This window comes from Micromonospora sp. NPDC047762 (assembly GCF_043204655.1).
Taxonomy (GTDB): Bacteria; Actinomycetota; Actinomycetes; order Mycobacteriales; family Micromonosporaceae; genus Micromonospora.
In genome coordinates, this window is record NZ_JBIDCQ010000001.1 from 308,244 (window position 1) to 332,585 (window position 24,342).

General features: G+C 71.6%; 22 protein-coding genes. 9 read left to right on the top strand and 13 right to left on the bottom strand.

The annotated features are described in order from the left end of the window. Positions 1-8: 8 nt before the first annotated feature. On the bottom strand, positions 9-764 hold the full coding sequence (locus ACGF3C_RS01485; protein ID WP_357229003.1) for a dienelactone hydrolase family protein: 756 nt from the start codon (positions 762-764) through the stop codon (positions 9-11). 151 nt (positions 765-915) lie between these two features. On the opposite strand from ACGF3C_RS01485, the gene ACGF3C_RS01490 reads away from it, so the two are divergent. Further along, positions 916-1,878 carry an SDR family oxidoreductase gene (locus ACGF3C_RS01490; RefSeq protein WP_393217712.1) on the top strand — a complete coding sequence of 321 codons (963 nt, stop codon included), beginning with the start codon at positions 916-918 and terminating at the stop codon, positions 1,876-1,878. Between the two features lie 181 nt (positions 1,879-2,059). Next, entirely contained in the window at positions 2,060-2,479 is a 420-nt protein-coding gene (locus ACGF3C_RS01495) for an SAV_915 family protein (protein ID WP_393217714.1), read from the top strand. On the opposite strand, the gene ACGF3C_RS01500 is transcribed toward ACGF3C_RS01495, so the two are convergent. From ACGF3C_RS01500 to ACGF3C_RS01535, 8 genes are all read right to left on the bottom strand, one after another. After that, positions 2,380-4,395, bottom strand: a complete 2,016-nt coding sequence (locus ACGF3C_RS01500; RefSeq protein WP_393217716.1) for an FAD-dependent oxidoreductase — start codon at positions 4,393-4,395, stop codon at positions 2,380-2,382. The two genes, ACGF3C_RS01495 and ACGF3C_RS01500, sit on opposite strands and share 100 nt — an antisense overlap. 102 nt (positions 4,396-4,497) lie before the next feature. Then, positions 4,498-5,178: a response regulator gene (locus tag ACGF3C_RS01505; RefSeq protein WP_357228997.1), complete on the bottom strand. Its 681-nt coding sequence runs from the start codon at positions 5,176-5,178 to the stop codon at positions 4,498-4,500. Then, positions 5,175-7,724 (bottom strand): DUF4118 domain-containing protein, encoded by a 2,550-nt coding sequence (locus ACGF3C_RS01510; RefSeq protein WP_393217719.1) that lies wholly within the window; start codon positions 7,722-7,724, stop codon positions 5,175-5,177. Before ACGF3C_RS01510 ends, ACGF3C_RS01505 begins: the two co-directional genes overlap by 4 nt. Positions 7,725-7,798: 74 nt before the next feature. Further along, positions 7,799-8,680 (bottom strand): potassium-transporting ATPase subunit C, encoded by an 882-nt coding sequence (locus ACGF3C_RS01515; protein WP_393217721.1) that lies wholly within the window; start codon positions 8,678-8,680, stop codon positions 7,799-7,801. Then, entirely contained in the window at positions 8,680-10,875 is a 2,196-nt protein-coding gene (gene kdpB / locus ACGF3C_RS01520; protein WP_393217723.1) for a potassium-transporting ATPase subunit KdpB, read from the bottom strand. The genes ACGF3C_RS01515 and kdpB overlap by 1 nt, the downstream gene beginning before the upstream one ends. Before the next feature lie 20 nt (positions 10,876-10,895). Further along, complete coding sequence (kdpA, locus tag ACGF3C_RS01525; RefSeq protein WP_393217725.1) at positions 10,896-12,551, bottom strand: potassium-transporting ATPase subunit KdpA; 1,656 nt, start codon at positions 12,549-12,551, stop codon at positions 10,896-10,898. Beyond that, positions 12,551-12,640 carry a K(+)-transporting ATPase subunit F gene (gene kdpF / locus ACGF3C_RS01530; protein ID WP_036410889.1) on the bottom strand — a complete coding sequence of 30 codons (90 nt, stop codon included), beginning with the start codon at positions 12,638-12,640 and terminating at the stop codon, positions 12,551-12,553. Before kdpF ends, kdpA begins: the two co-directional genes overlap by 1 nt. A gap of 498 nt (positions 12,641-13,138) precedes the next feature. Beyond that, positions 13,139-14,179, bottom strand: coding sequence for an SAM-dependent methyltransferase (locus ACGF3C_RS01535; RefSeq protein WP_357197426.1), 1,041 nt, complete (start codon positions 14,177-14,179; stop codon positions 13,139-13,141). A gap of 72 nt (positions 14,180-14,251) precedes the next feature. Between ACGF3C_RS01535 and ACGF3C_RS01540 the strand changes: the two genes are divergently transcribed. Further along, complete coding sequence (locus ACGF3C_RS01540) at positions 14,252-15,166, top strand: zf-HC2 domain-containing protein (RefSeq protein WP_393217728.1); 915 nt, start codon at positions 14,252-14,254, stop codon at positions 15,164-15,166. A 74-nt stretch (positions 15,167-15,240) separates the two neighbouring features. On the opposite strand, the gene ACGF3C_RS01545 is transcribed toward ACGF3C_RS01540, so the two are convergent. Both ACGF3C_RS01545 and ACGF3C_RS01550 read right to left on the bottom strand, forming a co-directional pair. After that, positions 15,241-15,885: a TetR/AcrR family transcriptional regulator gene (locus tag ACGF3C_RS01545; RefSeq protein ID WP_357226231.1), complete on the bottom strand. Its 645-nt coding sequence runs from the start codon at positions 15,883-15,885 to the stop codon at positions 15,241-15,243. 107 nt (positions 15,886-15,992) lie between these two features. Beyond that, the gene (locus ACGF3C_RS01550) at positions 15,993-16,250 is read right to left on the bottom strand and encodes a hypothetical protein (protein ID WP_357226227.1); all 258 of its coding nucleotides are present in this window, start codon (positions 16,248-16,250) and stop codon (positions 15,993-15,995) included. A gap of 157 nt (positions 16,251-16,407) precedes the next feature. On the opposite strand from ACGF3C_RS01550, the gene ACGF3C_RS01555 reads away from it, so the two are divergent. From ACGF3C_RS01555 to ACGF3C_RS01580, 6 genes are all read left to right on the top strand, one after another. Further along, positions 16,408-16,626: a hypothetical protein gene (locus ACGF3C_RS01555; protein ID WP_357226224.1), complete on the top strand. Its 219-nt coding sequence runs from the start codon at positions 16,408-16,410 to the stop codon at positions 16,624-16,626. Positions 16,627-16,824: 198 nt separating this feature from the next. Beyond that, positions 16,825-16,971, top strand: coding sequence for a hypothetical protein (locus ACGF3C_RS01560; RefSeq protein WP_357226219.1), 147 nt, complete (start codon positions 16,825-16,827; stop codon positions 16,969-16,971). 158 nt (positions 16,972-17,129) lie between these two features. Further along, complete coding sequence (locus ACGF3C_RS01565) at positions 17,130-18,296, top strand: acyl-CoA dehydrogenase family protein (RefSeq protein ID WP_393217732.1); 1,167 nt, start codon at positions 17,130-17,132, stop codon at positions 18,294-18,296. Further along, positions 18,286-19,500, top strand: a complete 1,215-nt coding sequence (locus ACGF3C_RS01570) for an acetyl-CoA C-acetyltransferase (protein WP_393217734.1) — start codon at positions 18,286-18,288, stop codon at positions 19,498-19,500. The genes ACGF3C_RS01565 and ACGF3C_RS01570 overlap by 11 nt, the downstream gene beginning before the upstream one ends. A 14-nt stretch (positions 19,501-19,514) precedes the next feature. After that, entirely contained in the window at positions 19,515-21,671 is a 2,157-nt protein-coding gene (locus tag ACGF3C_RS01575; protein ID WP_393217736.1) for a 3-hydroxyacyl-CoA dehydrogenase NAD-binding domain-containing protein, read from the top strand. After that, positions 21,671-22,798 carry a CaiB/BaiF CoA transferase family protein gene (locus ACGF3C_RS01580; RefSeq protein ID WP_393217738.1) on the top strand — a complete coding sequence of 376 codons (1,128 nt, stop codon included), beginning with the start codon at positions 21,671-21,673 and terminating at the stop codon, positions 22,796-22,798. Before ACGF3C_RS01575 ends, ACGF3C_RS01580 begins: the two co-directional genes overlap by 1 nt. Here ACGF3C_RS01580 and ACGF3C_RS01585 read toward each other — a convergent pair. Continuing rightward, complete coding sequence (locus ACGF3C_RS01585; protein WP_357226200.1) at positions 22,773-23,699, bottom strand: cytochrome c oxidase assembly protein; 927 nt, start codon at positions 23,697-23,699, stop codon at positions 22,773-22,775. The genes ACGF3C_RS01580 and ACGF3C_RS01585 overlap by 26 nt on opposite strands. Continuing rightward, positions 23,696-24,178, bottom strand: a complete 483-nt coding sequence (locus ACGF3C_RS01590) for a DUF2243 domain-containing protein (RefSeq protein WP_357197456.1) — start codon at positions 24,176-24,178, stop codon at positions 23,696-23,698. The genes ACGF3C_RS01585 and ACGF3C_RS01590 overlap by 4 nt, the downstream gene beginning before the upstream one ends. Positions 24,179-24,342: the final 164 nt, after the last annotated feature.

Below are 24,342 nucleotides of genomic sequence, written 5' to 3' on the forward strand. Positions count from 1 at the left end.
CGCGCCCGTCAGCTGGCGGGCACTGTGCGGTCCAGGAGGTCGAACAGGGCGGCCCAGTGACGCTCGGTGGCCTGCTCGTCGTACGCCGGGGTGTCGGCCATGGTGTAGCCGTGGTGCGCGCCCTCGTACACCTCGGAGCGGTAGCGCACACCGGCGGCGTCGAGCGCCTTCTCCAGCGTGGCGATCTGCTCGGGCGTCATCGACTGGTCTGCGTCGGCGTGCCCGAGGTACAGCTCGCCGGTGATCGAGGCGACGCCCAGGTGTGGGCTGTCCGGCGCCTCGGTGACGATCCGCCCGCCGTGAAAGCTCGCCACCGCGGCGATGCGGTCCGGGTGTGCCTCGATGGCCCGCAGCGCGTTCGTGCCGCCCATGCAGTAACCGGTGATGGCGACCGCTCCCGGTCGGACGTCGTCGCGGGCGGCCAGGAAATCGAGGAACGCGGCGGTGTCCCGGCTGATCACCTCGGGGGTCAACGCGCCGACCAACGGCATGATCTTCTGGAACAGCGCGCCGCGCTGATCCGCGTCGCCCAGCCGGGACAGGTCGAACAGCGGCGCCCGGCCGGCCCGGTAGAACAGGTGGGGTGTCAGCACCAGGTAGCCCCGGGCGGCGATCCGCTCGGCCATCTCGACCAGGCGTGGACGCGGGCCGAAGGCGTCCATGAAGAGCAGCACCGCGGGGAACGGGCCGTCTCCGTCGGGCCGGCTCAGGGATGCGTCCGCGACTCCGTCACCGGTCGGGATGTCCACCGTCGTCGTCTGCACTGTGCCTCCTCGTACGCCGATCTTGGTCCGCCTGGAACGCTACTCCCCGTGTCGGCCCGGCCGGCAGCTTCCCCGAGCCAGGGACCGGTGATCCCTGGACAAGGCCACCCTGGGTACCGGCCGGCGACCGATCCAGGCTTGTCCACGACCGATGAAGGACACCGTCGACCTGGGGGATGTCGTGCTCGACCTGACCGTTCCGGACCTGACTGGAAAACTCGCCGTCGTGACCGGCGGCAGCGACGGGCTGGGCCTCGGCCTGGCCACCCGGCTGGCGCAGGCCGGCGCCGAGGTGGTGCTGCCGGTCCGCAACCCTGCCAAGGGCGCCGCCGCGCTGGACGCCGTACGGGCCGCCGCACCGGGCGCCGTCGTGTCGACCCGGCAGCTGGACCTCGCCTCGCTGGACTCGGTGGCCGCGTTGGCCGACACGCTGCTGGGCGAGGGCCGGCCGATCCACCTCATGATCAATAACGCGGGCGTGATGACACCCCCCACCCGGCACGTCACAGCGGAGGGCTTCGAGCTGCAACTCGGCACCAACCACCTGGGCCACTTCGCGCTGACCGGACGGCTTCTGCCGCTGCTCCGCGCCGGGCGGGCGCGGGTCACCACCATGTCGAGCAGTGCCGCCCGCTCCGGCCGGCTGGACTGGGACGACCTGCAGAGCGACAGCAGGTACGCGTCGATCCGCGCCTACAACGCCTCCAAGCTCGCCACCCTGCTGTTCGGGCTGGAACTGGACCGGCGCAGTCGAGCCGGCGGCTGGGGAATCGTCAGCAACGTCGCCCACCCGGGCACCACGATGACGAACCTGTACGCGTCCGGTCCCAACCTTGGCCGCAGCCGGCCCTCGCTGCACCACACGGTGATGAGTCGGCTGGCCCGTTGGGGCTTCCTGGTGCACTCGGTGGAGGCCGGGCTGCGTCCCGCCCTGTACGCGGCCACCAGCCCGCAGGCGCAGGGCGGCCGGTTCTACGGCCCGGACGGGCTGGGTCAGTTCACCGGGGCGCCGACCGAGTTGACCGTCTACCGTTCCGCCCGGAGCGTCGACGACGCCGCCCGCCTCTGGGCCGTCTCGGAACGGTTGGTGGGCGTCGGGTTCTCCGGCAACTGACCGGAGAGCGCACCGCGTGAACGCGGCGTCAAGATCTGGCGATGGCCCGTCGAAACGGCGTATCGACTGGCGCACCGCCGTCGCCCGGTGGTGACGATGGGTCCATGAGTCCTTGGCGGATGACACGCTGGGAACAGCCGCAACCGCAACCGCGGCACGAACGGGAAGGACCAACCCGACAATGGACGAGGCCCCGATAATCTTCGCCGTTCCGGTGCGCGACCTGCCGGGACGGCTGGTGCGGACGGTGCGGACCGGCCGCTCCCCACAGGGGCGACGGGTGGGCATCGCCTTCACCCGCCCCGAGCTGCTGGTCGCCGCCATGGGCGCGGAGCAGCCCTGGGAGGAGCTGTGCGAGTCGGCACTGCGGGGCATGCTGCGCCCGCTCGGGATCGAGGTGATCCAGGTCGACCCGCTGCTGGTGGCACCGCCGCTCGATCCGAGGACCGCCGCCCGTCCGGAGACCGCCGCCCGTCCGGAGACCGCTGCCGTTTCGAGCGGTCAGGCCCGGACGAAGCGCACCGCGTCGGCGATCACGTGGCCGTCGGTGTCCTCGGTGCGGATCAACACGCTCCCCTCCGTGCCCGCCGTGAACGGGTAGGTGCCCAGCGGTACCCACTGACCCCCGGACTGCCGCTGGTCGACGGTCCGGGTGACCAACCCTCCGGAATACGCGATGTCCACCGGCACATTGCTCGCCCGGTTGGGGTCAGCGGTCCAGCGCAACTGCACCGTCCACGACCCGGAGACCGGTAGCGTCGGGCGGAACCGCAGCCGGTTGACGCCCTTGGCGGTGTTGCCGTCGTGCTCGTAGTCCCCGCCGTAGTAACCACCGATGCTGGTGCTGCGCAGCCACGTTCCGGCCCGGGTGATCCCGCTGGTCGACGCGTTGTCCAGGATCACCTCGCTGGTGGAGCCCCACTCCAGCACCGCGCCGTCCTGGCGAAGCCGGGTCTGGAGGGCCGGCACGGAGACGGCCTGCACGGCGAGGTTCCCGGCGAGCGCCAGGGACGCCGCGGTGGCCGCGGCCTGCCCGAGGATCATGAATACGGGTTCCATCCGGATCGAGCCGTAGGCGATGTGACTCGCCGAGAGGCAGACCGGCACCAGCAGGTTGGCGCACTGCGCCTCGTGCGGCACGATCGCGCGGTAGCTCACCGGGTACGGCGCCGGCACACCGATCTGCACATCGCCCTCGTTGCGCACCTTGCCGTCGACGACCACCCGCTGACAGTTGTGCGAGTCCATCGTGTAGCTGGCCAGGCCCACCGAGTCGGTGGCGCGTACCCGACCCCGACAGTCGGCCTCGGTCATCACGTACCCGGAGATCATCCGGCGGGCCTCGCGGATGTAGAGCAGCGGCGGCCAGCCGCCCGTGCCGGTGAACTCGTCCACCGGCAGCCCCCACCGGGCCGTCGAGTCGCGAACCGACGCCGGCAGTCGGCTGTCACTGGCCAGGAACCACATCAACCCCTGCTGGTACGTGCGGTGCTCGGCGATGATGCTCTCGCGCGTCGCCCAGCTCGCCGTCGGGTACGCGTAGTTGAAGCCGATGTTGTCGGTCGACACGGCACCGTTGTTGTTGGAGTCGGTCTTCCCGCCACCGACCGAGTGGGTGGTGAAGTACGGTCCCGCGTAGCCGGCCTGGATGTGCCGCAGCAGCAGCTCGTACCGGATGGGGTCGTAGCCGGACGGCTTGCCGAACGGGATCCGGTTGGCGGCCTGGGTCAGGCACATCCGGAAGCAGTACGCCTGGATCCTGTCGTCGCCGCTGCCCTGCGGGGCGAGCGGGGTGGCGGAGATGCCCGGCAGCAGTCCGCTGGTGGGCGAGCCGGCCGTCACGTACGGGTCGACGGGGTAGGCGAACTGGTGGGTGTTGCGCGACTGCACCCCGTTGATCGTCTCGCCGTAGGTGTCGTTGGACTCCCGCCCGACGGTGAACCCGACGCCGGCCATGGCCAGCAGATCGCCCTCGTAGGTGGCGTCGACGAAGACCCCGCCCCGGTAGATCGACCCGTCCTCGGTGCGCAGCTCGGTGATCCGGTTCCCGGTTCGGCCCAGGCCGGCCAGCCGGGCGTCGACGACCACCGGCACGCCCGCCTCGGCCAGCATCTCGGCGAAGACGGCGGTGGCGACGTGCGGTTCGAAGGTCATCCGCAGTGGCGACGTCGACGTGAGGGTTCCGCCGTGGTACTTCACGTACACCCGGCGGTAGAACTCGGCGGCGAGCCCGCCGATGGACGCCTGGACGCCGGTGTCGGTGGCGCCCAGCCCGGCGGTGCTCAACCCGCCGACGTGACCGGTGGGCTCCACCACCACTGCCGTACGGCCGAGCCGGCGCATGGTGATCGCGGCGGCCAACCCGCCGGAGGTGGCGCCGTAGACGACAAGGTCGGCGGTGGTGACGGCGGCTCGGGCGGGGGCGGCCCGGAACGGGTCGGTGAGACCGGCCAGGACGAGGCCGGCACCGCCGGCGACCAGCAGCCGACGACGGGACAGGGGCAGAGGCACGGACACGGCGGGCTCCCGAGGGGTAACCGGTGGAGGGGACGGTTACAGAAGCACGCCGCTGCCGCTGCGAGCGAAATTCTTCAATCTCTTCGCGCGGGTGTCAACGGTTCACGGCCGGTAGCGGTAACCCATTCCCGGCTCGGTGATGAGGTGGCGGGGGCGGGCCGGGTCGTCCTCCAGCTTGCGCCGTAGCTGGGCCAGGTACTGCCGCAGGTAGTTGGTCTCGTTCTGGTATTCCGGCCCCCACACGTCCTGGAGGAGCTGACGTTGGCTGACCAGCTTGCCGGGGTGACGCAGCAGCTTCTCCAGCACGCTCCACTGGATGGGGGTCAGCTTGACCTCGGTGCCGTCGTCGCGCCGCACGCTGTGGTCGGCCAGGTCGACGGTGTGCTGGCCGATCCGCAGGGCCGGCACCGCCTCGCTGGGCGCGCCGAGACGGCGGGTCACCGCGCGGATGCGGGCCAGCAGTTCCTCGACGCCGAACGGCTTGGTGACGTAGTCGTCCGCGCCCGCGTCCAGCGCGGCGACCTTGTCCTCGCTGCCGGCCCGACCGGAGAGCACGATGATCGGCACTGTGGTCCACCCGCGCAGGCCCCGGATCACCTCCACGCCGTCGATGTCGGGCAGGCCGAGGTCCAGCACCACCAGGTCGGGCGGGTGGCTGGCGGCGGCCTTCAACGCGGCGGCCCCGGTGCCGGCAACGTCCACGTCGTACCGGCGGGCGCGCAGGTTGATGCGCAGGGCACGCAGGATCTGCGGTTCGTCGTCGACGACCAGGATGCGCGTCATTCCTGCGGCCCCTCCGAGCTGGTCGGCGCGGCGGGCAGCCGCAGCACCATGGTGAGCCCACCGCCGGGCGTGGTCTCCGGGGTGATGCTGCCACCCATCGCCTCGGCCAACCCCCGGGACAGGGCAAGACCGAGACCGACACCCGTCTGGTTGTCCCGGTCGCCGAGACGTTGGAACGGCAGGAAGACGTGCTCCCACTGGTCCTCCGGGATGCCCGGCCCCCGGTCGATCACCCGCAGCTCGACCTGGCCGGCGTGGGCGCTCGCGGTGATCGTGGGCGGCTGACCGGGCGGGCTGTACCGCAGCGCGTTGGCGACGATGTTGACAAGCACCCGTTCCAGCAGGCCCGGGTCGGCGGTGGCGGCCGGCAGGTCGGCCGGAATGTCAGTGCCGACCGTCGCGGCCACCGGGCCAAGTTCGTCAAGCGCCAGGGGTACGGCGTCCTCCAGGCCGATCGCGGTCGCCGAGATGCCCAGCACGCCCGCCTGAAGCCGGCTCATGTCCAGCAGGTTGCCGACCAGCCGGGCGAGCCGGTCCAGCGATTCCTCGGCGGTCTCCAGCAACTCCTCGCGGTCGGACTCGTCGAACTCGATGTCGTGGCTGCGCAGGCTGGTCACGGCCGCCTTCGCGGACGCCAGTGGGGTACGCAGATCGTGGCTGACCGCCGCGAGCAGCGCGGTGCGCATCCGGTCGGCGGCGGCGAGGGGCCGGGCGGTGGCGGCCTCCTCGGCGAGCCGTTCCTGGCGCAGCGCGACGGCGGCCTGGGCGGCGAACGCCTCGACGATGCGCCGGTCGGCCGCCTCCAACCGCCGGCCGCTGAGCACGACCGTGATCCGCTCGTCGACCGGCACCGCCGTCTCGCCGGCGTCGGGTGTGCACGCCGGCTGCTCGCCGACGCTCGCCACCACGCACCAGGCGTGCTCCTCGCGGGACCGCCCCGGTCGCCCGCTGGCCTCCTCGGCCAACTCGAGCACGCTCACCGCGCGGAGCCCGAAGGTCTCCCGGAGCTGATCGAGCAGGGCGGGCAGCGGACGTTCGCCGCGCAGCACACCACCGGCGACGGCGGCGAGGGTCTGCGCGTCGGCGGCGGCCCGCGCGGCCTCCCGGGTACGCCGGGCGGCCACGTCGACGATCCAGCTCACGGCCAGGGCCACCCCGACGAAGACGGCCAGGGCGAGCAGGTTGTCCGCCTCGGCGATGGTGAGCGTGCGGAAGGGCGGGGTGAAGAACCAGTTGAGCAGCAGCGAGCCGCCGAGCGCGGCGACCAGGGCCGGCCACACCCCGCCGACCAGCGCGACCCCGACCACCCCGGCGAGGAACAGCAGGATGTCGTTCGTCAACGTCAGGTCGGGCAGGGTCTTCAGCAGCACTGTGAGCAGCGGCATGCCCAGCACCGCCAGACCGAAGCCGAGCAGCCGGCGGCGTCGGGACAGCGCCGCCGGTACGGCCGCCGCCCTCCGGCCCTTGCCGGCCTGTTTGTGGGTGACCAGGTGCACGTCGATCGAGCCGGAGAGCGCTGTGGTGGTCACCCCGACACCCCGCGCGAAGACCTGCGCGAGGCGACCCCGCCGGCTGGCCCCCAGCACCAACTGGGTGGCGTTCACGCCCTGGGCGAAGTCCAGCAGCGCGGCCGGCACGTCGGTGCCGAGCACCTGGTGGTACGTGCCGCCCAGGCTCTCCACCAGCACCCGTTGCCGGGCCAACTGGGCCGGGTCAGCCCCGGCCAGGCCGTCGCTGCGGGCCACGTGCACGGCGAGCAGGTCGGCGCCCTTGCTGCGGGCCGCGACCCGGGCGGCGCGGCGGATCAGCGTCTCGCCCTCCGGGCCGCCGGTCAGCGCGACCACCACCCGTTCCCGGGCCTCCCAGGTGGCAGCGATGCCCTGCTGGCTGCGGTAGCGGTCGAGCTGCTCGTCGACCTTGTCGGCCAGCCAGAGCAGCGCCAGCTCGCGCAGCGCGGTGAGGTTGCCGACCCGGAAGTAGTTGCCCAACGCTGCGTCGATCTTGTCGGGTCGGTAGATGTTGCCGTGCGCCATCCGCCGGCGCAGCGCCTCCGGGGTCATGTCGACAAGCTCGACCTGCTCGGCGGCGCGGACGATCTCGTCCGGCACGGTCTCCCGCTGGGTGGTGCCGGTGATCTGCGCGACGACGTCGTTCACCGACTCCAGGTGCTGCACGTTGACGGTGGACAGCACGTCGATCCCCGCGTCGAGCAGCTCCTGGACGTCCTGCCAGCGCTTGTCGTGCCGGGAACCGGGCACGTTGCTGTGCGCCAGCTCGTCGACCACGGCGATCTGTGGTCGGCGGGCCAGCACCGCGTCCAGGTCCATCTCGGTGAACTCCGCGCCGCGGTAGTCGATGGTCCGGCGGGGCACCTGCTCCAGATCACCGAGCATCGCGGCGGTGTGTTGACGGCCGTGGGTCTCCACGAAACCGATCACCACGTCGGTGCCGCGCGTGGCCCGCCGCTGGGCCTCCTCCAACATGGCGTACGTCTTACCGACGCCGGGGGCGGCCCCCAGATAGATGCGCAGTTCTCCGCGTGGCACGGGGACCATCCTCCCTGGTCAGATTGGCGGGCGGGGCCGCGCCCGGTGGGCACGGCCCCGCCCCGCGCGCGTGCTCAGCGTGCGGCGAACTGCTTGTCGAGCGCGAGGTTGAGCTCCAGCACGTTCACGCCGGGCTCACCCATGAAGCCGAGCGCCCGCCCGTCGGTGTGCTCCTTGACCAGCTTGCGGACCGCCGCCGGGTCCGCGCCGCGCTCCCGCGCGACCCGGTTCACCTGCAACTCGGCGTACGCCGGGCTGATCTGCGGGTCGAGGCCGCTGGCGCTGGCGGTGACCGCGTCGGCCGGCACCGCCGGGTCGGCGGGCGCGTCGCCCCGGATCGGGGTGATCACCCCGCCGGCGGCCACGTAGTCCTCGCCAGGCTGGGCCGGCTCCACCGTCACGCCCTGGTACTCGCTGACGAACGGCGTGGCCGGGGCTGCCTGGTTGACGCTGACCACCCGGGTGATCGGGCCGGTCAGGCCGTCGGCGCGGAACACCGCGAGCACGGCGCCCATCCCGTCGTCGGTGCAGTACGGGCGCCGGCCGTCGACGCCGTTGAGTTCGCCGACCGACTTGCTGCGCCCACACACCTGGGTGAGCAGGCTCTCGCTGGATTCCTCCGGGTCCGTGGCGATGGTGTCGACAACGCTCTCCGGGCCCAGGTTGCTGGCCGAGGTGGCCCTCGGGTCGTAGCCGTCGCCGGCGGCGGAGGGGCGGGACTGGAAGTACCGGGCGATCGGGTTGCCGTCCGCGTCGGTGAAGGACTGGCCGATCAGCGCGCTGCCGACAACCGTCCCGCCCGAGGAGATCAGCGAACCGTCGGTCTTGTGGTTGAGGCCGGGTAGCTGACCGAGCGCTACCAGGGCCAGCGGGTAGACCAGGCCGAGCAGCACCGTGAAGACGAGTACGGCGCGCAGCGCGGCGAGGTGTTGGGCGATCCAGGTGGGTAGGCGCATCACGAAATCCCCGGGATGAACTGGATGAGCAGGTCGATGATTTTGATCCCGATGAACGGCACGATGATGCCGCCCAGTCCGTAGACCAGCAGGTTGCGGCTGAGCAGCTTCGACGCGGCGGCCGGCCGGTATCGCACGCCTCGCAGTGCGAGCGGGATCAGCGCGATGATCACCAGGGCGTTGAAGATGACAGCGGACAGGATCGCCGACTCCGGGCTGGCCAGCCGCATGATGTTCAGCGCGTCCAGGCTCGGGTAGAGGCCGGCGAACATGGCCGGGATGATCGCGAAGTACTTCGCGATGTCGTTCGAGATGCTGAACGTGGTCAGCGCGCCACGGGTGATCAGCAACTGCTTACCGATCTCCACGATCTCGATCAGCTTGGTCGGGTCGGAGTCGAGGTCGACCATGTTGCCGGCCTCCTTGGCGGCCGACGTGCCCGTGTTCATGGCCACCCCGACGTCGGCCTGGGCGAGCGCCGGCGCGTCGTTGGTGCCGTCACCGGTCATCGCGACCAGCCGACCGCCCTCCTGCTCCCGCTTGATCAGCGCGAGCTTGTCCTCCGGCGTCGCCTCGGCCAGGAAGTCGTCCACCCCGGCCTCGTCGGCGATCGCCTTCGCGGTACGCGGGTTGTCGCCGGTGATCATCACGGTGCGGATGCCCATCCGGCGCATCTCGTCGAACCGTTCGCGCATGCCGGACTTGACGACGTCCTTGAGGTGGATGACGCCCAGGGCGCGGGCGGGCGCACCGTCGACGTGCTCGGCGACGACCAGCGGGGTGCCGCCGGTGCCGCTGATCGCGTCCACGATCTCGCCGACCTGCTCGGTCGGGTGGCCGCCGTTCTCCCGTACCCACTTCATCACCGCTGCGGCGGCGCCCTTGCGGACCCGGCGGGCCGTGCCCACCGCGCCGGCGTCCACGCTGGCGTCCGGGGTGAGGTCGACGCCGCTCATCCGGGTCTGCGCGGTGAACGGTACGAAGGTGGCGTGCGGCATCACGCCGGGCTCGCGCTCGCGCAGCCCGAACTCGTTCTTCGCCAGGACGACCACCGAGCGCCCCTCCGGGGTCTCGTCGGCCAGGCTGGAGATCTGCGCGGCGTCGGCCAACGTCGCGGCGTCGACCCCCTCGACCGGGACGAACTCGGCGGCCTGCCGGTTGCCCAGCGTGATGGTGCCGGTCTTGTCCAGCAGCAGGGTGTTGACGTCGCCGGCGGCCTCGACGGCCCGGCCGCTCATGGCCAGGACGTTGCGCTGGACGAGGCGGTCCATGCCGGCGATGCCGATGGCGGAGAGCAGCGCCCCGATGGTGGTGGGGATCAGGCAGACCAGCAGCGAGACCAGCACCACCCCGGTGACACCGGAACCGGTGATCGCCCCGCTGTCCGGCGCGGCCGCCTGATACGCCTTGGAGAAGATGGCCAGCGGCTGGAGGGTGACCACGGCCAGCAGGAAGATGACAGTGAGCGCGGCGAGCAGGATGTTCAGCGCGATCTCGTTCGGCGTCTTCTGCCGGTTGGCCCCCTCGACCAGGGCGATCATCCGGTCGATGAAGCTCTCCCCGGGCTTCTGGGTGATCTTCACGATGATCTGGTCGGAGAGCACCTTGGTGCCACCGGTGACCGCGCTGCGGTCGCCGCCGGACTCCCGGATGACCGGGGCCGACTCGCCGGTGATGGCCGACTCGTCGACGCTGGCGATGCCCTCGACGATGTCACCGTCGCCGGGGATGATGCCGCCCGCTTCGACGAGCACCACGTCGCCCTGACGCAGGTCCGGCGCTGGCACCGCCTCGTCGCGGTAGGTGTTGGCCCGCGCGCCCGGCTTCCAGTCGATCAGCCGGGTGGCGATGGTGTCCTTCTTCGCCTGCCGCAGGGTCGCGGCCTGGGCCTTGCCCCGTCCCTCGGCGACCGCCTCGGCCAGGTTGGCGAAGACCACCGTCAGCCAGAGCCAGATGGTGATCGCCCAGGCGAACACAGACGGGTCGGCCACCGCCAGGACGGTGGTGAAGGCCGCACCGACCTCCACGATCAACATCACCGGGTTGCGCCACATCGTGGCGGGGTTCAGCTTGCGTACCGCGTCCGGCAGGGACCGGATCAACTGCTTGGGGTCGAGCAGCCCTCCACCGGTCCGGTTGCCCTGGGTGGCGGGCGTACCGGGGAGTTGCTCTGTTGGGGCGGACGTGACGGACATGTCCTCGTTCCTCATGATGGTCAGAGCCCCTCTGCCAGCGGACCGAGCGCGAGCGCGGGCAGGAAGGTCAGCGCGACGAGGACCACTGTGACGCCGACGACCATGCCGATGAACAGCGGTCGGTGGGTCGGCAGGGTGCCCTCGGACGCGGGGGTGGGTGCCTGGCGGGCCAGCGAGCCGGCCAACGCGAGCACGAAGATCAGCGGCAGGAACCTGCCCAGCAGCATGCACAACCCGAGCGCGGTGTCCCACCAGGTGGTGTTGACCGTGATGCCGCCGAACGCCGAGCCGTTGTTGTTGCTGGCCGAGGTGAACGCGTACAGCACCTCGGAGAGGCCGTGCGGGCCGACGTTGAGCGCCGTCGAGTTGTTGCCGGTGCCGAACGCCGCCGCCGTACCGACGAGCACCAGGATCGGCGTGATCAGGAAGTAGAGCGAGGCGAACTTGATCTCGCGGGACCCGATCTTCTTGCCCAGGTACTCGGGAGTGCGACCCACCATCAGCCCGGCCACGAAGACCGTGATCACCGCGAGGATGAGCAGGCCGTACAGCCCTGAACCGGTGCCGCCCGGCGCGACCTCGCCGAGCATCATGTTGACCATCGCCATCATGCCGCCGAGCGAGGTGAACGAGTCGTGGAACGAGTTCACCGCACCGGTCGAGGTGAGCGTGGTGGCGGCGGCGAAGGTGGCCGAGTTCGACACGTCGAACCGCACCTCCTTGCCCTCCATCGCCGCGCCGACCGCCTGCGGCACCGTGCCGTGGCCGGCCAGCTCGAAGATGTTGGTGATGGCGACGCTGAGGAACGCGAGGATGCCCATCACCGCGGCGATGGCGTAGCCCTGCCGGTTCTGCCCGACCATCCGGCCGAAGACCCGGGGCAGGCTGAACGGGACCAGGAAGATCAGGAAGATCTCCAGCCAGTTCGTCCAGGTGGTCGGGTTCTCGAACGGGTGCGCGCTGTTGACGTTGTAGAAGCCACCACCGTTGGTGCCCAGCTCCTTGATCACTTCCTGGCTCGCGACCGGGCCGCCGGTGATGGTCTGGGTGCCGCCGGTCAGCGTGCTCACGTCGGTGCCGGCGGACAGGTTCTGCACCGCCCCGCCGATCATCAACGCGATGGCGCCGAGCACCGCGATCGGCAGCAGGATCCGCAGCGTGATCCGGGTCAGGTCGACCCAGAAGTTGCCGAGCTGCCCGGTACGGCTGCGGGCGAAGCCGCGTACCAACGCGACAGCCACCGCGATGCCGACCGCCGCCGACACGAAGTTCTGCACGGCCAGACCGGCCATCTGCACCAGGTGGCCCATCGTCGACTCACCCGAGTACGACTGCCAGTTCGTGTTCGTCACGAACGACACGGCCGTGTTCCACGCGCCGTGCGGCACCACCGGGTCGAACCCGAGCGACAACCACAGGTGGTTCTGCACCCGCTGGAACAGGTACAGGAACAGGATCGAGACCGCGGAGAACGCCAGCACGCTGCGGGCGTACACGCCCCAGGTCTGCTCGGCTGCCGGATTGACCCCGACCAGTCGGAAGATGCCCCGCTCGACCCGGGACTGCTTCGTGCCGGAGACCGCCCGGAACATGTAGTCGCCGAACGGCTTGTATACGGCGACCAGGGCCGCCACCAGCGTCAACACGAAGATGACGCCCGCTGTTGTCATGGTCATCAGAAGCGCTCCGGAAACAACAGGGCGAACACCAGGAACGCGCCCAGCACGACCGCGAGCACCAGACCGACGGCGTTTACCGCGTTCACAGCTTCTCCACCGCCCGGACAACCAGGGCGAGCACTGCGAACAGCACCACCGTCAGGACCACGAACACCACGTCAGACACGCTGACTCCTCAGCCGGAAAGGTTCGTCGCGACCGCCTTCCGGTCGCGCCGGGCAATCAAAGCCCCACCACCCGCCGATCGGCAGGGGTCATAACGCGACCATGACGGGGGCGAACCTTTTCTTGACGTGGTTTTCACGCCCGCCCACTGAGCAGGTGAGATGCGGCACAGACCCTCGGCGGTCCGGGGGGTCGAGACCAGTTGTCCACCCCTTTGCTCTGCACCCGCGGAGGCACCAGCTACGGACAGTGAGTGTCGCCTCCGCGGGTGCAGAGCAAAGGACGCACGAGGCCGTGCGCGACCCCGATGGGGTGACGCACGGCGCGGCGCAGGGGCGGAAGGGCGAGGCCGAGACCGTGCGCGACCCCGATGGGGTGACGCACGGCGCGGCGCAGGGGCGGAGGGGCGAGGCCGGGGGTCAGGCCGGGCGGCGCGCCACCAGCACATCGCGCATGATCGACTGGTCCACCCGGTGCCGCAGCGCGCGGTAAGGCTCGTCGTCGACCACTGTCAGGCCGGCGTCGGCCAACGCCGCCGCCGCGTCGTCCCGACTGGCGACGTGGGTGTTCCAGGAGATTCCGAGCGCACCGCCAGGACGCAACAACCGGGCCCAGACCGGTGCGGCGTCCGCGAGCAACGCCAGCGGGTCGCGGGTCAACCCCTGCCCGGCGGTACGGCTGCCGTGCTGCACGCCGTACGGCGCGTCGGCGACGACCAGGTCCACGGTCTCCGGGCGGAAGAACTCCGCCGAGCGGGTGGTGTCGGCGTTGACCACGTCCAGCAGTTGCGTCTGGCCGGCCTTGTGCTCCTCACGGGTCGGCGCCACCTCGATCCGTACCCGCCGGCCGACCACCTTGCGCTCCCGCCGCACCGGCCCCGACTCCAGCACCCGGTGCTTGACGCGCTTCTGCTTCAGCCAGGTGGTGACGAACGCCCGGTACGCCTCGACGTCCTTCTGGTCGCGCTCGATCCCGGCGGCGTCGAAGCCGTACATCAGCGCCTGGTTGAGGGTGGTGCCCCGACCACAGAGCGGGTCGAGCACCCGGAACCGGCGGCTGGTCATCTCGGCGGCCCAGTCCGAGGCGAGCAGTGTGACGTTGAGCAGCAGCTTGGTGAACTGCTCGTTGGTCTTGCCCGGGTACTTCTGAATGGTGAGCAGATCGTCGTCGTAGCGGTCCAGACGGCTCCACTCGATCGGCCGCAACAGCTCACCGACGATCTCGAACAACGCGTACCCGGCGGAGAGGTTGCCCAGGACGGCCAGGTCACGCTCGGTCAGCCCGTCGCCGGTGAACGTGATGTAGGACGCCCCTCCGACGACCTCGGTGTCCAGCTCGCCGATCCGGCCGTCGAGCGCCGAGCGGCCGAAGATCTCCAGCTCGGCCCGGGTGAGGTCGACTGCGGCGCGGGCGTACACCCGGTTGGTGGCGGGCAGGATCAGCAGGCCGTAACGCGTCATGATCCGGCGAGTATTCCACAACAGGTCACCGTCGCCGGGAACCGGAGCGGCTGCCAGAGCGACTACCGGTACATGGGGTGTGAGCAGTGGCGGGAGGTCCTGTCCGCGCAGTTGGACGGGGAGGAGACCGCCGCCGAACTGGCGGCGGTGCAGGGGCACCTCGACGGGTGTGCCGATTGCCGGGCCTGGTTCACGGCTGCGGCCGCGGTGACCCGTCGGGTTCGTACCCGGTTGGTCGTTGAGGTGCCCGACCGGACGGAGGCGATCCTTGCCGCCGCCAGCGCGACCCCGGCCCGCCGGTCACGGTGGCGGCGTGGCCCGCTGGTCGCTGGCCTGCGAAAGGTGCCCGGACGGGGTCAGCTCGCCGCCGGGTTGCGCGCGGCGTTCGGACGTGGCCCGCTCGTCGCCGGCCTGCGGTCGGCGCTCGGGCTGCTCGGCGCGGTGCAACTGGTGCTCGGCCTGGCCCAGGTCGGCCGGGGCGCGACCGCCGACCACCTGCACCCCACCGGCCAGCACCTGTGGCACGAGTCGGCGGCGTGGAACGTGGCAGTGGGTGCGGGCTTCCTGTTCGTGGCGTTGCGCCGCAGCCCGCCCGCCGGGCTGCTGCCGATGCTCAGCGCGTTCGTCGGCACGTTGCTGCTGCTGTCGGTCAACGACCTGGCCACCGGTTCGGTGGGCGGGGAACGGCTGATCAGCCACGGCTTCCTGGTGGTCGGCTACCTGATCACCGTGCTGCTGTCCCGGCCCGGGCTGCGCCCCGGTGGCCCGGCACCGCAGCGGCAGCCGACACCGTCGCGCTGGCGGTTCGGTGCCGACGAGGTGGACCGGCCGCTGCGGGTGGTACGCCCCGAGTCCTATCCGGCGCAGGCCGCCGACCGGTACGCCGCCCCGGCGGCTCGTACCGGCCAGGCCGCACCGGCGGCGCATGCCGGCCAGCCCGCTCCGGCGGCTCGTACCGGCCAGGCCGGCGACCGACGGGCCGCCTGAGCGGCCGGTGCCCTTCGGCGGACGGCGGTCAGCGCTGAGCGGCCCCGGCGTTCAGCGCTTGACGGCCTCGGCGTTCAGCGCTCTGGTCGCGTCGGTTCTTCGTCGGCGAGGACCTGCGGGATGACCTGTTCGACGATGGTCAGCAGGGTCGTGGTGAGCAGCAGGTGCACCTGGGCGCGGGTCAGCGCGCCACGCTGGAGCCATTCGCGGGCGGTCGAGGTGGCCAGACCCCCGTACGCCCGGACCATCCCGCGCAACTCCTCGCGGTGCTCCGCCTCGCCGGCCAGCCCGACGGCGACCAGCATGCGGTCCGCGGCGACCTCCTCGGCCTCGGCGAGCACCCGCTCCACGTCGGCGTCGCCGCCCATCCCCCGAGCGGTGACCGCCGCCAGCCACGAGGTGCTGTGCCGGGAAACCACGTCGAGGAACCAGGTGACGCTCGCGTCGACCCGGGTCCGCAGATCACCCTTGGGCAGCCGCTCCAGAGCAACCTCGGGGATGGTCACCATGACCCGGACGACCTCCAGGTAGAGGTCCTTCTTCGCACCGAAGTAGTGGTTGACCAGGCCGCGAGCGACACCAGCCTCGCGGGCGACGTCGGTGGTCGACACGTCCACGTACGGGCGCTCACCGAACAGCCGGACCGCGCAGGCCAGGATCTGCCCACGCCGGGCGTCCGGCTCCAAACGGCGGCGGCGCGGAGCCGTCTCGACACTCATCTGCCCGACCCTATCGACAGCCCACCGGTCGGCCGCCGTTCCTCACCTTGATCACTTGATGCTCAGTAGTCGTCACGGCTGCCGCTGAGCTACTCAGCATCAAGTGATCACCGCAGGCCCCGGCGACGCCGGACCAGGTGCCGGCCCAGGTGGCGCAGATTGGACGCCTCGGAGTAGAGCGCCGCGTTGATCGCACCCAGGGCCACCCCGGGCGCTCGCTGCACCCGGTCGACGTCCTGAACCACCCGGCCGATCAACGTCAGCCGACACCGGAGATCGAACAACTCCCTCCGCGCACAGTGCAGCGCTGTCTCCAGGCCCCCGACCCGCTCCCGCAACCACGCCAACTCCGTCGCCTGATCCACCACGCTCACCCCTCTTTGACCACCCACGCCGCCCAATCGACGACGCAACGACACGCTCCAACCACCCTCAGCCACTTTCGGCTGAGTGTCAACCGTTCGGGGACCCCCATTTGGGGACCCCCGATCAGGGATGGGCGACCGTGCATAGGTTCCAGGTGTGGGAGACGACGGGCCGGGCGAGCTGATGGGGCCGTATGAGATCGGTCAACGGCTGAACGTCTCCCGGAGCCGGTTCCAGCAGATCGCCATGCGGCCGACCTTCCCGAAGCCTTATCAGGAGCTGCGCGGCATGAAGGTGTGGCTGCGTGCTGATGTGGAGGCGTGGATCGCCGAGCACCGCCCGCCGCGCCCCACCGACGGCGACGAGGCCGAGTAGTTCGCCCGCCCCGCCTGGCGCCCGCCCACTCGCCGCCCGCCCGTGGTGTCTGACAACAGCGGGTTCGCGCGATTGATGCACCCACACAACCCCGCGCTCCGCACGGCGCACGCCTCGCGGCGGGGCAAGTTCCCGCAATCTTGGACAGTTTCCGTTAGCTCGTAACGGAAACTGTCCAAGATCTCCGCGCAAACGGCCATGGCGATCGATGCCTCCCCGTCGGCGCGCAGCCTTCCCGGCCCGCGTGCCGCCCGGACCACCGTCGATCATGAAGTTGTGGTGGGCGATATGGTCGCGCGTTCCCTCTTTGTGAAGCACCACAACTCCATGATCGACGACGTCTAGGCCAGGGCCGGCGAGCTCGTGCTGCCGTAACTCCAGCCGGCCTGGCGGATCCCGCCTGGCGGTGCCGGCTGCGGTTCCGGAACACCCCGACGACCGAGGCGCCGAGAGCCGATCACGACTTATTGACATGCTGCCAACAGCGCGCGAGGGTGGTGCACATGCCGACCCCCCCGCCCGACGGCTCCCCCTCACAGTGGCGCGAGCCGGAGCATGACGACCTGGCCGAGCTGGCCCGCACCTTCTTCACCAAGGAGGTGTTGCCGCACGCCGACCGCCTTCAGGAGCAGGGCCATCCGGACCGCGAGCACTACCGGCGCGCCGGTGAGCTGGGGCTGCTCGGCCTGTCGGTCCCGGAGGAGTACGGCGGCGGAGGCGGCGGGTTCACCCACGAGGCGGTGCTGCTGCACGAGCAGGCGTACACCGGGGAGAGCAGTCTGGGCCTGGCCGTCCACAGCGGCATCGTCACCGGCTACCTGGTGGCGTACGGCAGCGAGGAGCAGAAGCGGCGCTGGCTGCCCGGCCTGTGCAGCGGCGAGTTGGTCGGTGCCATCGCGATGACCGAGCCGGACGGTGGCTCGGACCTTCAGGCGATGCGGACCCGGGCGGTCCGCGACGGCGACGACTACCTGGTCACCGGCGCGAAGACGTTCATCACCAACGGTGGCCTGGCCGACCTGGTCATCGTGGCCGTGAAGACCGACCCCGAGCAGCGGGCGGCCGGCGTCTCGCTGCTGGTCTGCGAGGTGGGCGGTGACCCGGAGGGCTTCCGGCGAGGCCGGCTGCTGTCCAAGATCGGCCTGCACGCCAACGACACGGCGGAATTGTTCTTCGACGAGTTCCGGGTGCCGGCGGCCAACCTGCTCGGCGGCGCCGAAGGGCTGGGCTTCGTCCAGCTCATGCAGCAGCTTCCGCAGGAACGGCTGGTCATCGGTGTCGGCGCGGTCGCCGCCATGGAACGGGCGGTCGCGCTGACCGTCGCGTACGCCAAGGAACGCACCGCCTTCGGCAAGCCCCTGATGGGTCACCAGAACACCCGGATGGTGCTCGCCGAGTGCGCCACCCGCGCGCGGGTCAGCCGCGTCTTCCTGAACGACTGCATCGTCCGACACACCCGGGGCGACCTGGACGTGGCCACCGCGGCGATGGCGAAGTCATGGCTCACCGACGGGCAGTGTGAGGTCGTCGACAGGTGCCTTCAGCTCTTCGGCGGCTACGGCTACACGACGGAGTACCCGATCGCCCGGATGTACGCCGACGCCCGCGTCCAGAAGATCTACGGCGGCACCAACGAGATCATGAAGGAGTTGATCGCCCGTGCCCTCTGAGGCGTACGTCTATGACGCGGTCCGCACCCCGCGCGGACGCGGCCGGGACACCGGCGCGCTGCACGGGGTCAAGCCCATCTCCCTCGTGGTCGGCCTGATCGACGCGTTGCGGGAGCGCAACCCGAGCCTGGACGTCGGCCGGCTGGAGGACCTGCTGCTCGGCATCGTGACCCCGGTCGGCGAGCAGGGCGGCGACCTGGCCCGGGCGGCCGCGCTGCTGGCCGGGCTGCCGGACCAGGTCGGCGGGGTGCAGCTCAACAGGTTCTGCGCCTCCGGGTTGGAGGCGGTCAACTCCGCCGCCGCGCGAATCCGCTCCGGTTGGGAGCATCTGCTGCTCGCCGGCGGGGTCGAGTCCATGTCCCGGGTGCCGATGGGCTCCGACGGGGCGGCCTGGGCCACCGATCCGCAGACCGCGCTGGCCACGTCGTTCGTGCCACAGGGCGTCAGCGCGGACCTGATCGCCACCCTGGAGGGCTTCACCCGCGACGACGTGGACGGCTACGCGCTGCGGTCGCAGGAGCGTGCCGCCAAGGCGATGGCCGGCGGATACTTCGCCCGCTCGCTGGTGCCGGTCCGCGACAGCAACGGGCTGGACATCCTCACCGTCGACGAGCACCCGCGCCCGGAGACCACCCGGGAGGCGCTGGCCAAGCTCACCCCGTCGTTCGCCACGATGGGTGAGGCGGCCGGCTTCGACGCGGTCGCGTTGCAGAAGTTCCACTGGTTGGAGGCCATCGAGCACGTCCACCACGCGGGCAACTCGTCCGGCATCGTGGACGGCGCGGCGCTGGCGGTGATCGGTTCGGAGCAGGTTGGTCGGGATCTCGGCCTCACCCCGCGCGCCCGGATCGTCGGCGCGGCGGTCACCGGCGCGGACCCGACGCTGATGTTGACCGGCCCGATCCCCGCCACCCACAAGGCGCTGGCCGTAGCCGGGCTGACAGTCGACGACATCGACCTGTTCGAGATCAACGAGGCGTTCGCCGCGGTGGTGCTCAAATACGTCCGCGACCTGGGCCTCGACCCGGACCGGGTGAACGTCAACGGCGGCGCGATCGCGCTCGGCCACCCGCTCGGCGCGACCGGAGCGATGCTGCTCGGTACGGCGTTGGACGAGTTGGAGCGCCGCGACCTGCGCCGGGCCGTGGTGACCCTGTGCATCGGCGGCGGCATGGGCGTCGCCACAGTTCTCGAGCGCTGCTGACCCGGAGGACGACAATGACTGACACCATCCGGTACGACCGCGGCGCCGACGGCATCGTCACGCTCACCCTGGACGACCCCACCCAGTCCGCCAACACCATGAACCGGGCGTACGCCGCCTCGATGAGCGCGGTGCTGGACCGGCTGGAGGCCGAGCCCGATCTCGTCGGCGTCATAGTGACCAGCGCGAAGTCGACCTTCTTCGCCGGCGGTGACCTGCCCGAGATGATCCGGGCGACCCGTGCCGACGCGCCCGACCTGGCCGACCTGCTCGGCGCCATCAAACGGGACCTGCGCCGGCTGGAGACGCTGGGCCGACCGGTGGTCGCCGCGGTCAACGGCTCCGCGCTCGGCGGTGGGCTGGAGATCGCGCTCGCCTGCCACCACCGGATCGCGCTGGACACCCCCGGCAGCCGGCTCGGGCTGCCCGAGGTGACGCTGGGCCTGCTGCCCGGGGCGGGTGGCGTCACCCGGACCGTGCGGATGCTCGGCCTGGCCGGCGCGCTGACCACGGTGCTGCTCACCGGCCGGCGGATGCGCCCGACCGAGGCGCTGTCGGTCGGGCTGGTCGACGAGGTGGTCGCCACGCCCGCCGAACTGCTGGACCGGGCACGGGCCTGGATCGCGGCGAACCCGCACCCGGCGCAACCGTGGGACCGGCCGGACTATCGGATGCCCGGCGGCACCCCGGCCAGCCGCTCGCTGGCCGCACAACTGCCCGCCTTCCCGGCGACGCTGCGCAAGCAGCTCAAGGGTGCCCGGCTACCAGCGCCCGAGGCGATCCTCGCCGCGGCCGTCGAGGGCGCACAGGTCGACCTGGAGACCGCCCTGACCGTGGAGACCCGGCACCTGATCGGGCTGCTCACCGGGCAGGTCGCCAAGAACATGATCGGTGCGTTCTTCTTCGACCTGAAGGCCGTCAACGGTGGCGCGGCCCGCCCGACCGGTGTGGACGCCGCACCGGTACGCCGGGTGGCGGTGCTCGGGGCCGGCATGATGGGCGCGGGCATCGCGTACGCCTGCGCCACTGCCGGGCTGGACGTCGTGGTCAAGGACGTCACGCCGGAGGCCGCCGGCAGGGCCCGCGAACACGCCGAGCGCCTACTGGCCCGCGCCGTACGTAAGGGCCGCACGACCGAGGCGGACGCCCGCGCCGTGCTGGACCGGATCAACACGACCGACCAGGTGGACGCCCTCGCCGGCTGCGACGCGGTCATCGAGGCGGTCTTCGAGGACCCGGCGCTGAAGCAGCAGGTCTTCGCCGAGGTGCTACCCGTCCTGGCACCCGACGCGTTGCTCGCCTCCAACACCTCGACCCTGCCGATCACCGGCCTGGCCACCGGCGTGGACCGGCCTGCGGACTTCATCGGCATGCACTTCTTCTCGCCGGTGGACCGGATGCCGTTGCTGGAGATCGTGGTGGGCGAGCGGACCGGGGACGTGGCGCTGGCCCGGGCATTCGACCTGGGCCGGCGGATCGGCAAGACCCCGATCGTGGTCAACGACGGCCGGGGTTTCTTCACCAGCCGGGTGATCGGCAGGTTCATCGACGAGGCGGTCGGCATGGTCGCCGAGGGTGTCCCCGCCGCATCGGTGGAGCAGGCCGCCCTCCAGGCCGGCTACCCGACCGGGCCGCTGGCGCTGGCCGACGAGGTCAGTCTCACGCTGATCCAACGGATCCGCCGCCAGTTCGAGGCGGCCAGCGAGGAGTTCCGCCCGCTGCCGGCGCACCGCCTGGTGGACGAGCTGGTCGACGCGTACGACCGGCCGGGGCGCGCTGCGGGACGCGGCTTCTACTCCTACGACGAGGGTGCCCGGGGCCGGCTGTGGTCCGGGCTCGCCGACCTGGTCGCCGACGCGGGTCGGGCGGTGCCGTTCACCGACCTCCAGGAGCGGATGCTCTTCGCCGAGGCGCTGGACGCGCTGCGCTGCCTCGACGAGGGGGTGCTGCGCACCGAGACCGACGCCAACATCGGCTCGATCTTCGGCATCGGCTTCCCGGCATGGACAGGCGGGGTGATCCGCTACGTCCGGCAGTACACGGGCGGCCCGGCCGGCTTCGCGGCCCGTGCCACCGAGCTGGCCGCCAGCTACGGCGACCGGTTCACGCCCCCCGCCGACCTGGCCGACCGGCTCGCCGCCCTTCGGGCCGAACCGGCTGACGTCGCGTGATGGCGGCCCGCGGCGGACCGCTGGCCGGGGTACGCGTGGTCGAGCTGGCCAGCCTCGCCCCGGCGCCGTTCGGCTGCATGGTGCTCGCCGACCTCGGCGCGGACGTGGTGCGGGTGGACCGGCCGGGCGCACCGGGAGCGGGCCGGCTGGCCGCACCGACCAGCGGGCCGCTGCAACGCGGCCGGCAGGTCACCGCGCTGGACCTCAAGTCCCCGGCCGGGGTGGCGGACCTGCTGCGCCTCGCCGACCGCGCGGACGTGCTGGTCGAGGCGTACCGGCCGGGGGTGGCCGAACGGCTCGGCATCGGGCCGGAGGTGTGCCAGGCCCGCAACCCCCGACTGGTGTACGCGCGGATGACCGGCTGGGGTCAGGACGGCCCGCTGGCAGCCCGAGCCGGGCACGACATCGACTACATCGCGGTGGCCGGGGCGTTGGAGCCGCTCGGACGGGCCGGCGAACGCCCGTACGCGCCGATGAACCTGCTCGGCGACTTCGGCGGCGGCGGGATGCTGCTCGCCGTCGGGGTGCTGGCCGCGCTGCTGGAGCGGGAGCGCTCCGGCTTCGGCCAGGTGGTCGACGCGGCGATGGTGGACGGCTCGGCGCTGCTCACCTCGTTCCTGCACGGGCTGCTCGGCGCCGGCCTGTGGGCCGCCCCACGCGGGGGCAACCTGTTCGACGGCGGGGCGCCGTTCTACGACACGTACGCCACCGCCGACGGTGGCTTCATGGCGGTCGGCGCGATGGAACCGGCCTTCTACGCCGTACTGCTCACCGGCCTCGACCTCGCCGACGACCCGGACCTGCCCGCCCAGTACGACCCGAGCGGCTGGGACGAGCTGCGCCGCCGGTTCACCGAACGGTTCGCCGAGCGCACCCGGGACGAGTGGACGGCGGTCTTCGCCGGCCTGGACGCCTGCGTCGCGCCGGTGCTCGCCCCCGGCGAGGCGCACGCGCACCCGCACAACGCGGCCCGGGGCACGTTCGTCGAGGTGGGCGGCGAGATCCAACCGGCCCCCGCACCCCGCTTCGACCGCACCCCGACCGACCGGCCGACCCCGGCACCCAACCCGGAGCAGGACGTCCTACCCGTCGAGGAGATCCTCAGCCACTGGCCCCAGCGCGCCTGACCGACCCCCTCACCTTGTTGATCAAGAGGTTTGCGTCAGGGAATCGCCTTCCGGTGACGCAAACCTCTTGGTCAACGGCGACGGGCGGAGGTGGGGTCGGCGGCGACCGGCGGGGGTGGGGGTGGGGTCGGCGGCGGGTGTGGTACCAGGTGGCGAAGAGGGCTGCGGCCAGGAGCAGCTCGGCCAGGTCGCCGCCGTAGTACATGAGTTGGGCGGCCGAGCGGAACGCTTCCGGGTCGCGGTCGGTGAGGCCGGGCGGGAGGGTTTCGGCCTGGGCGTACAGGTACTTGGCCAGCACGGCGTGGCCGGCCGACGCGGCCAGCAACGCGCCAACCCGTACCGCCAGCCCGGGGCGACGCGGCGCTGGGTCCGGCCCGGCCAACGACCAGGCGAAGAGGTACCCGGCGGCCAGGTAGTGCAGGTGCACGGCGTGGTGCAGGGCTGGTTGCCGTTCGGCAGCCGCGTACAGCGGGGTGAGCAGCACCAACGCCAACCCGCCGGTGGTCAGCAGCGCGGCGGTGGCCGGGTGGGCGAGCAGGTGCAGCGGGCGGGCGCGCAGCAGCCGGCCGACCGCTCGGCGTACCGGCGGCGGCGCGACCCGCAGCAGCAGCGTCACCGGGGCGGCGAGCACCAGCCCCAGCGGGGCCAGCATGCCGAGCAGCAGGTGCTGCGCCATGTGCCCGCTCGGGTTGTCGGGAAGCTGGGCGAGCGGCCCGACGGCGACCGCCAGCAGGGTGCAGCCGACCAGCCAGGAGGCGGTGCGCCTGTGGTCCCAACCCCGAGGGTCCCGGGCGGCGGCCAGCACGTAACCGACCGCCAACAACGCGACCGGGAACAGCGGGAACCAGGTCGGCCCGGCCGCACCGTGTCCGGCGTGCGCCAGCGACCCGACCGCCGTCATCGGGGGCCGGCGTCGGGCCGGCGGGAACGGGCCCGCCACAGGACAGCCACGCCGGCCAGCAGCAGCACCGCGCCGGCCACGTTCCAGACCACGTCGTACGGCACCAGGTGTACGCCGTAGCGGATCTGGTGCAGCCGCAGCACCTTGTGGTCGACGATCCCGTCGAAGAGTTGGAATCCTCCGGCGCCGAGCAGGAAGCCACCCCAGGCGAGCCGGCTCGACAGGGCACGCCGTCGACGCAGGTCGGCGAACCAGAAGAACCCGCCGACCAGGGCGATCACCTCGGCGGCGTGCAGCAGCCCGTCCGAGAGCAGCGCCACCGACGGGGTGGAGCGGTCGTAGAAGTGGTGCCAGGCGAGGAGTTGGTGAAAGACGATCTCGTCCACCGCGGCCATGATCGCGATGCCGATCAGGACGCCGACGAGGGTGGAGGAACGAACGTCGGCGGTCCGGGTCCTCGGCAGGCTCGCTTCGACCACCACACACCTCGCAGTCAACTCGGAACAGGCCGCAAATACCCCTAACCGCATGAAACATGCGCTACTGAAGCCGTAGGAAGGCCCAAGGGGCCGGGGCACATCCCCGTTTCGTGGCTCCCGGGCCGCTGACGGCATGATCATGGAGCCTGGAGGGGCAACGACAG